General features: G+C 72.7%; 8 protein-coding genes. 6 read left to right on the top strand and 2 right to left on the bottom strand.

The window, feature by feature from the left end; genetic code table 11:
- Positions 1-1,446: TPM domain-containing protein (locus DW299_RS03310; protein ID WP_136035640.1), on the bottom strand; the 1,446-nt coding region annotated here is incomplete at its 3' end.
- 122 nt (positions 1,447-1,568) lie between these two features.
- On the opposite strand from DW299_RS03310, the gene DW299_RS03305 reads away from it, so the two are divergent.
- From DW299_RS03305 to DW299_RS03285, 5 genes are read left to right on the top strand one after another with little or no spacing between them, the layout of a single operon-like run.
- Positions 1,569-2,408, top strand: a complete 840-nt coding sequence (locus DW299_RS03305) for a DUF3097 domain-containing protein (protein WP_136032588.1) — start codon at positions 1,569-1,571, stop codon at positions 2,406-2,408.
- Positions 2,409-2,452: 44 nt separating this feature from the next.
- Complete coding sequence (gene trmB / locus DW299_RS03300) at positions 2,453-3,178, top strand: tRNA (guanosine(46)-N7)-methyltransferase TrmB (RefSeq protein WP_136032587.1); 726 nt, start codon at positions 2,453-2,455, stop codon at positions 3,176-3,178.
- Complete coding sequence (locus DW299_RS03295) at positions 3,175-4,062, top strand: CPBP family intramembrane glutamic endopeptidase (RefSeq protein WP_136035638.1); 888 nt, start codon at positions 3,175-3,177, stop codon at positions 4,060-4,062. The genes trmB and DW299_RS03295 overlap by 4 nt, the downstream gene beginning before the upstream one ends.
- A gap of 40 nt (positions 4,063-4,102) precedes the next feature.
- On the top strand, positions 4,103-4,495 hold the full coding sequence (locus DW299_RS03290; protein WP_136035636.1) for a DUF1304 domain-containing protein: 393 nt from the start codon (positions 4,103-4,105) through the stop codon (positions 4,493-4,495).
- A gap of 49 nt (positions 4,496-4,544) precedes the next feature.
- A complete protein-coding gene (locus DW299_RS03285) occupies positions 4,545-5,621 on the top strand; it encodes a DNA polymerase IV (RefSeq protein ID WP_205814319.1) in 1,077 nt (358 codons plus the stop codon).
- Positions 5,622-5,623: 2 nt separating this feature from the next.
- Here DW299_RS03285 and DW299_RS03280 read toward each other — a convergent pair whose 3' ends face one another.
- Positions 5,624-6,025 carry a RidA family protein gene (locus DW299_RS03280; RefSeq protein ID WP_136035634.1) on the bottom strand — a complete coding sequence of 134 codons (402 nt, stop codon included), beginning with the start codon at positions 6,023-6,025 and terminating at the stop codon, positions 5,624-5,626.
- Between the two features lie 343 nt (positions 6,026-6,368).
- On the opposite strand from DW299_RS03280, the gene DW299_RS03275 reads away from it, so the two are divergent.
- Positions 6,369-8,033 (top strand): SulP family inorganic anion transporter, encoded by a 1,665-nt coding sequence (locus DW299_RS03275; RefSeq protein ID WP_168443066.1) that lies wholly within the window; start codon positions 6,369-6,371, stop codon positions 8,031-8,033.
- Positions 8,034-8,081: the final 48 nt, after the last annotated feature.

Genomic DNA, 8,081 nt, shown 5'->3' with positions numbered 1-8,081 from the left:
TGCGCGCTGCGGATTCTTCGCCGTGCCCGTCAGATCGGCCTGCGCGACCTGCAGCTGCTGGGCGGTGGCGGAGGCCGCGGCGGCGATCGCGCCGGACGGGTCGGGCAGCTGCGCGGCGGCGGCGAGGTCGGACTGCAGCTCCGCGACCAGGGCGGTGGCGGCGCGCTGCGTGGCGGACAGCTCCGTGCCGAGCGCCACGATCGCCCGCACCAGTTGGCCGGCCTGCGCCACGGACTGCTCCGCGGTGCGGATCGCGAACGCCGCCTCGCCCGATCGCCCGGCGGCGATCGCCTGCTCGGCAGCCTGGATCGAGCGGTCGGCGAGGGCTGCACGCTCCTGCGCCTGCGTCGGGTTGTCGGCCACCGTGGCGAACGCGGCCGGATCGTACGCGGCCGAGAGCGCGGCGAGCGACGAGGCGGCGGTCGGCAGCAGCGGGGTCAGTGCGGCGCGCTCTCCGCGCACGCGCTCGAGCTCCTGCGGCGCGTTCTGCTCCAGCTGGCGCAGTGCGTCGAACGCCTCGGTGTTCTCATCGAGCACGCGGTCGATCTCGTCGGCGAGCTGGATGATGCGGATGTGCCACGCACGGCGGTCATGGACGGAGTCCTCGATCTCGTCGTCGAGCTTCTGCCGCAGGTCGAACGCCTCCGCGATCTTCGCCTTGGCCTCGTCGACCGCGCGCGTGAACTCGGCCGTCGCCCCGTCGCCGAACTGCGCCACCGCGAAGCCGAGCTCCTCGCGGCTGGACGTGATGGCGTCGTCGGCCTGCACGAGCGCGGCACCGGCCTGCTGCTCGACCTGCGCGTCGGTGAGCGTGGAGAACGGGTCGGCGGGGTCGGGGGTCTCGGGCATCGCGCCGCGCTCGCGGATGGCGGCGTTGCGCCGCGCACGGCGGACGAGCGAGACCACGAGCCAGATCAGCAGCAGCACGACGACGACCGCGACCACGATGAGCGTCACCCGCAGGGCACCCGCGCCGCCGTCGCCCTGGATCCGGTCGGCCGCGAGGGTGATCGCGCCCGCCCAGTCCCCGGCTCCCGCGAGCGGTGCGATGTCGTTCTCGATGCCGTCGAGCTGGCTGTTGCTCAGCGGACCGGAGGAGTCGGCGGAGATGTAGAGGCTGCGGCCGTCGACCGCGATCGCGAGCAGGTACTGCGACGGGCCGAGGTTGTTCGCCGACGCCACCGCGTCGGCCCAGTCCGCGCTGTCGGAGGGGTTGGTGAAGTCGTCGACGAGGACGACGAAGAGGTCGGCCGAGGAGTTGGCCGAGAGCTCCTGCAAGCGGGTCTCGACCGTGCTCTTCTCGGACGGGCTCAGGACCCCGGCCTGATCGGTGACGTACCCGGCGTCGAGCGTGAGCGGATCGGTGGCGGAGGCGGCGGACGTGCTGAACGTCCCGATCATCGCGGCCAGCAGAAGTGCGGCCAGCGCAAGCCACCGTTTCGTCATCGTGTTCCCTCCGACCGGCAGCCGAGCCCCATGTCACGAGTCTATGCACTGGGTACGACACGCGACAGCGCCGCGGGGCGCATCCCCGTTCGCCGTCAGCGGAGACACATACGCTGGAGGGCATGGACGACAGGTACGGATCGGATGTGCTGGCGTCGGGCTGGCGCGAACGCGGAGCGAAGCAGGTGCCGATCGTCCCGGCCGAGATCGACCTCGTGGTCGAGGTCGCCGCGGACGGCTACTGCGGCGCGGTGACGCGCGTGCAGGGCGGCACCGTCGAGCTCGAGGACTGGAAGGGGCGCAAGCGCCTCTTCCCGCTCGGCGGCGGCTTCCTGATCGACGGCGCGCCCGTGCGGCTGACCGTCCCCGCCGCGAAGGAGCAGGGACCGCGACGCACGGCCTCCGGCTCGTTCGCGGTCGCCGACCAGCGCGCCAGGACCGCGCTTCCCAGCCGCATCCTCGTCGAGGGACGCCACGATGCCGAGCTGGTCGAGAAGGTGTGGGGCGCCGACCTGCGGGTGGAGGGCGTCGTGGTGGAGTATCTGCAGGGCGTCGACCTGCTCGACGAGCTCCTCGGCGCCGAGCCGCCCAGCCGCGAGCGGCGCTACGGCGTGCTGGTGGACCACCTCGTGCCGGGATCGAAGGAGTCGCGCATCGCCGAGGCCGTGGCCCGCGGACCCCACGGTCGGCACGTGCGCATCGTCGGCCACCCGTTCGTCGACGTGTGGCAGTGCGTCACCCCGCGGGCGCTGGGCATCGCGGCGTGGCCCGAGATCCCGCGCGGCGTGGACTGGAAGACGGGCATCTGCCGGGCGTTCGGATGGCCGCACGAGACCCAGGCCGACACCGCGCGAGCCTGGCAGCACATCCTGTCCAAGGTCACCACGTATCGCGACCTCGAACCCGCGCTGCTCGGCCGTGTGGAGGAGTTGATCGACTTCGTCACGGAGCCGGCGGGCTAGCGCTCCGGTCCGGGCGGCGGAGCGCCGACGGCTACCCTGGAACCATGCCCGAACCCCGCACTTTCCGCGACGAACCGGTGTCTTTCGTGCGCCGCAGCGGCCGGATGTCCGACGCGCAGGAGCGCGCCTTCGCCGAGCTCGGCCCGCAGTACCTGCTGGACGTGCCGCGCGACGTGGCCTGGACCTCGGTGCACCCGGAAGCACGGCTCGACCCCGCGGCCGAGTACGGCAGGCACGCCGACCTGTACGTCGAGATCGGCTCGGGCCAGGGCCACGCGATCGTCGCCGCCGCGACCTCCCGCCCGGACGACGACTTCCTGGCGGTCGAGGTGTTCCGGGCCGGACTCGCGCGCACCATGCTCGATGCCGACCGGGAGGGCGCGCGCAATCTCCGCGTGGTCGAGGCCAACGCACCGGAGGTGCTGTCGTCGTACCTGCCCGAGGGTGCCGCGCGCGAGGTGTGGATCTTCTTCCCCGACCCCTGGCACAAGAAGCGGCACACCAAGCGCCGCCTCGTCCGTGCGGGCTTCGGCGCGACCGCGGCCAGGGCGCTGCGCGACGGCGGTCTGCTGCGGCTCGCGACCGACTGGGAGGACTATGCGCTCCAGATGCGCGAGGTGCTCGACGAGGATCCGCTCTTCGAGCGCGCGTTCGACGGTGAGTGGGCGGAGCGCTTCGACGGGCGCGTGATGACGGCCTTCGAGCGGAAGGGCATCGCGAAGGGACGCGACATCCGCGACCTCGTGTACCGTCGGCGGGCGCGCGCGTGACCCTGCCCGCGACGGCCACCTCCCTCCGTGCGGGCGGCGTGGTGGCGGCCGCGCTCGTGTGCGCCGCGGCTCCGGCGTTCTTCGTGCTGGAACTGCCCTGGCTCGGGTGGCTGCTGCTCGCGGTCGGCCTCGCGGCGGCGTGGCTCGGTGAGCGGTCGGCGAACACCCGCCGGGCGTCCGTCGCCGCGACGGCCGCGTCGCCCGAGCCGGAGGACGGACGGCGGCGAGCGTCGCTCACGCGCGACCTGTCGCTCATCGCGGTCGGCATGCTGATCGTGAGCGTCATCCCGCTCGCCGCGGAGCTGGACAACCTCGCGATGCTGCGGTTCACCCTCGCGCTGGGCGGCGCGGTCGCCGTGCCGTACCTGATCTCCCGCTTCGTGTACCGCGACCGGGCGATCTCGTTCCCGTGGCGCACGGGGCGGCGCTGGGGGCGGCTCCAGTGGGGCTGGCTGGTGGCGGTGCTCGTGCTCGGCTGGCTGATCCTGCCGTACTACTTCATCAGCAGCGGCGTGTATCAGAACTGGCCGGTGGTCGACACGCCCGACCTCATCGCCCGCCTGTTCGTCGGCGTCGGCGCGGTCGGCATCTGGGACGAGCTGTTCTTCATCTGCACCGTCTTCGCCCTGCTGCGGCGGCACTTCCCGGACGCCCTGGCGAACGTGCTCCAGTCGATCGTGTTCGTGTCGTTCCTGTGGGAGCTCGGCTATCGCGAGTGGGGGCCGCTGCTGACCATCCCGTTCGCGCTGCTGCAGGGCTTCATCTTCCTCCGCACGCACTCTCTCGCCTACGTGGTGACCGTCCACCTGCTGTTCGACGCCGTCGTGTTCGCGGTCCTCGTGCACGCTCACAACCCCGGGCTGCTTCCGGTCTTCCTCGTGTGAGCGGCTTGCCCCGCAGCGCCTCGCGACGGGACAATCGGGTGTGCTCATCGTCGGACTCGTCCTCGCCGCGGCCGCTGCGGCCTTCCACGTCTTCATCTTCGCGCTCGAATCCCTGCGCTGGACCGAGCCGGAGACCCGCAAGATCTTCGGCGTCGCGAGCGAGGCCGACGCCGTGACCATGAAGCAGCTCGCGTTCAACCAGGGCTTCTACAACCTGTTCCTGGCGCTCACGACGCTGCTGGGCATCGGGCTCGTGATCGTCGGCGCCGTCACGGTGGGCGTGACGCTCGTGCTGGCCGGCACGGGAATGATGCTCGCCGCGGCCCTCGTCCTGGTGCTCTCCGATCGCTCGAAGGCACGCGCCGCGGCGATGCAGGGAACCCTGCCGCTGCTCGCCGTGCTCGCGACCGCGGTCGGGCTCGCCCTGGGCTGAGCCCGGCGCGAGGGGTGACTTTCCCGCGCGCAGCCGCCACACTCGGTGCATGGCCGAGTGGGTGCTGCACGTGGACATGGACCAGTTCATCGCCGCCGTCGAGGTGCTGCGCCGCCCCGAGCTCGCCGGTCGACCCGTGATCGTCGGAGGGCGCGGCGACCCCACCGAGCGCGCCGTCGTCTCCACCGCCTCGTACGAGGCGAGGGCCTACGGGATCGGCTCGGGCATGCCGTTGAAGATCGCCGCGCGCAAGGCGCCGGAGGACGCGGTGTTCCTGCCCGTCGACCACGAGGAGTACGAGCGGGCGTCGGACGCGGTGATGTCGGCGCTGCGGGAGCTGCCGGGCGTGGTGGCGGAGGTGCTCGGCTGGGACGAGTGCTTCCTCGGTGTCTCTACCGACGACCCGGAAGGGGTCGCGCGGGCGGCGCAGGCGGCGGTGCGGGAGGCGACCGCACTGCACTGCTCGGTCGGCATCGGGGACAACAAGGTGCGCGCCAAGATCGCGACCGAGTTCGGAAAGCCGCGGGGGCTGTTCCGCCTCACGTCCGACAACTGGTTCGAGGTGATGGGCGAGCGCGGGACGAGAGAGCTGTGGGGGATCGGCCCCAAGGTGCAGAAGCGTCTGGCCGGGCACGGCATCACGACCGTGCGCGAGCTGGCCGACGCGGACGAGCAGGAGCTGATCGCCGAATTCGGGCCGCGGATGGGCGTGTGGTACCACGGCCTCGGCTCCGGGCTCGGGCCCACCGCGGTCGACGACACCCCCTGGGTCGCCCGCAGCCACAGCCGGGAGACCACCTACCAGCAGAACCTCACGACGCCCGAGCAGGTGGAGGCGGCGCTCCGGGAGCTCGCCGGACAGGCCTTCGACGACTGCGCGAAGGAGGGGCGGGCCGTCGTGCGTGTGCACCTCAAGGTGCGCTACGCCCCGTTCGACACGAGGACCTTCGGCCACAAGCTGCCCGCCCCCGCCACCCGCCGCGACGAGGTGGTGGCGGAGGCCCTGCGGCTCGGCGCCACCCTCGACCCCGCGCGGGAGGTGCGGCTGCTCGGCGTGCGGGCGGAGATGACGCCGCCGGACACCCCGGACACGGCGGAGCGTACCCCCGTGCGCGGCCGCCTCTGACCTCAGTCGCGGATGACCGCGGCGACCGCGCTCACCTCGATCAGGGCGCCGGGGACGCCGAGCCCTGCCACGAGGGCGGCGGTCACGAGCGGCGGCGCCCCCTCGCGCGCCAGCGTGGGTGCCACGGCACCGTACGCGGCGCGGAGATCGGCATCCTGATGGATCAGGATCGTCCAGCTGAGGACGTCGTCGAGCGACGCGCCCGCCGACTCGAGCGCCACCCGCGCGTTCTGCACCGCGCGCACGGACTGCTCGCCGACATCGGTCGAGACGACGGCACCGGACTCGTCGACGCCGTTCTGGCCCCCGACGTAGATGGTCGTCGCCCCGGGAGGCACGACCGCGACATGGCTGAAGGCCGGGCTGGCCACGAGGCCGGCCGGCTGCGTGAGTGTGATCTGCATGCGCGCATCCTCCTCCCGGCCACCGACATCGGCATTCAGACCCGGGTCCGCTGCCACGTCGGCCGACCGTGGAGCGTGCGGATGGTCCACGGACCGTGAGGGCGCGCGGCGGGGTTCGCGCCCCCACGACCGTGCCCTTCGAGAGGGCCCCAGACGATCGCGAGATCGAGCACGTCGGTGCCGTCGGACTTCGGCGGCACGGTGGGACGATACTCGCGGTGGGAGCGCTGCCGCACCGGGTGGCGCGCGAGTTCACCCGGGTGATCGGCGGGGCGGCCCGGCCGGAAGCGCGCGGCGCGTCGGTCCCCCGCAGTACGCTTCCCTCACGGTGGAGGGAGAACGGATGGGCGCGAGGCGCAGGCCGCCCTGGCTGCTCAGCACCCTCGACGGGTATCGACGCGGATGGGTGACGGGCGACGTCGTCGCCGGTCTCGCCGCGGGAGCCGTGGTCGTGCCGCAGGCGATGGCCTATGCGACGATCGCCAACCTCCCCGTGCAGGTGGGCCTCTACACGTGCATCGTGCCGATGCTGGTGTACGCGGTGCTGGGCGGCAGTCGCGCCATGAGCGTGTCGACCACGTCGACCATCGCCACGCTGACCGCCACGACCCTGGTCTCGGCCGGGGTCGCCGCGGGGTCGGACGACGCCCTCGGCTCGCTCATGATGCTCACGCTCCTCGTGGGCGCGATCCTGCTGCTGGCGCGGCTGTGCCGCCTCGGGAGCCTGGTGGAGAACATCAGCGGGGCGACCGTGCTGGGGCTCAAGATCGGGGTCGGTGCGACCGTGGCCGTCGGGCAGCTGCCGAAACTCCTGGGAGAGACGTTCGACTTCTCCGGACACGGCTTCCTGCGGTCGCTCGTCGCCGTGGGCGAGGCGGCGGCGAGTGTGAACCCGGCGACCGTGCTGCTGTCGGCCGGATCGATCGCGGTGCTGCTGCTGTGCCGCCGCTTCCTCCCTCGGGTCCCCGGCGCCCTGGTGGTCGTGCTCGGCGGCATCCTCCTGGTGGGCCTGGGCCACATCGACCGGCTCGGCGTCGATCTGATCGAACCGGTCCCCAGCGGCCTTCCCGTGCCCGGGGTGCCCGACTTCGCACAGGCTCCCGTCCTCGTTCCCGGTGCCCTCGCGATCGCCGTGATGGCGTTCCTCGAGTCGGCGGCGGTCGCCCGCAGCCTGCGACGGCCCGCCGAGCCTCCGATCGACAGCGACCAGGAGCTGCTCGCCACGGGCGCGGCCAACACGGTCGGCTCGTTCTTCGCCGCGATGCCGGCCGCCGGGGGCTTCTCCCAGAGCGCGGTGAACCAGGGCGCCGGGGCGCGCACCCAACTCGCGACGCTCGTCACCGTGGTCCTCGCGGTGCTCGTGGCGCTGTTCCTCGGCCCGGTCCTGAGCCTGCTGCCGGAGGCCACTCTCGCCGCGCTGGTGTTCATCGCGGTCGTCGGACTGGTCGACGTGCCGCAGCTCGTGCGCTGGTTTCGGATCAGCCGCACGGACTTCTGGATCGCGACCGCGGTCGCGGTGATCGGACTGACGGCCGGGCTGCTCCCGGCCGTCGCGATCGGGGTGGTCGTGACGCTGATCCTGGTGCTGCGCGAGCTGAACGTGCCGCGGGTGCGCGTGACGACGCGCGTGGGCCCCGTGGTCGCGATCGAGCTGGAGCGGGGACTGTACACCGCGAACGCCCTCGCGAACGAACGGCTCGTGCTCGACACCGTCGCGGGTCTGCAGCCCCCGGTGACCGCGATGGTGCTCGGGCTGCAGCAGCAGACGGCGGTGTCCATCACCGTGCTCGACGCGCTGGAGGAGCTGGATCGCGAGCTCGCGCAGCGGGGGGTGACGATGCACGTCGCGGCCCTGCCTGACGGGGCGGCGGAGGTCGCCGGGCGGGTGCCCTGGTTCGCGGGACTGGAACGGCAGGGACGGGTGCACGCGACCGTCGACATCGGGGTGGGCACCGCCGGCGGCGTGCAGGGCGACGTGCACCCGGACGACGCCCGCGACGACCGCTGACCCGCGCAAGGGAGAGGCCGGATACTCCGAGCCGCACGTGTTCACCGT

Source organism: Microbacterium sp. K35 (assembly GCF_004794375.1).
GTDB classification, from domain to species: domain Bacteria; phylum Actinomycetota; class Actinomycetes; order Actinomycetales; family Microbacteriaceae; genus Microbacterium; species Microbacterium sufflavum.
This window is presented reverse-complemented; position numbering and strand designations above follow the sequence as displayed.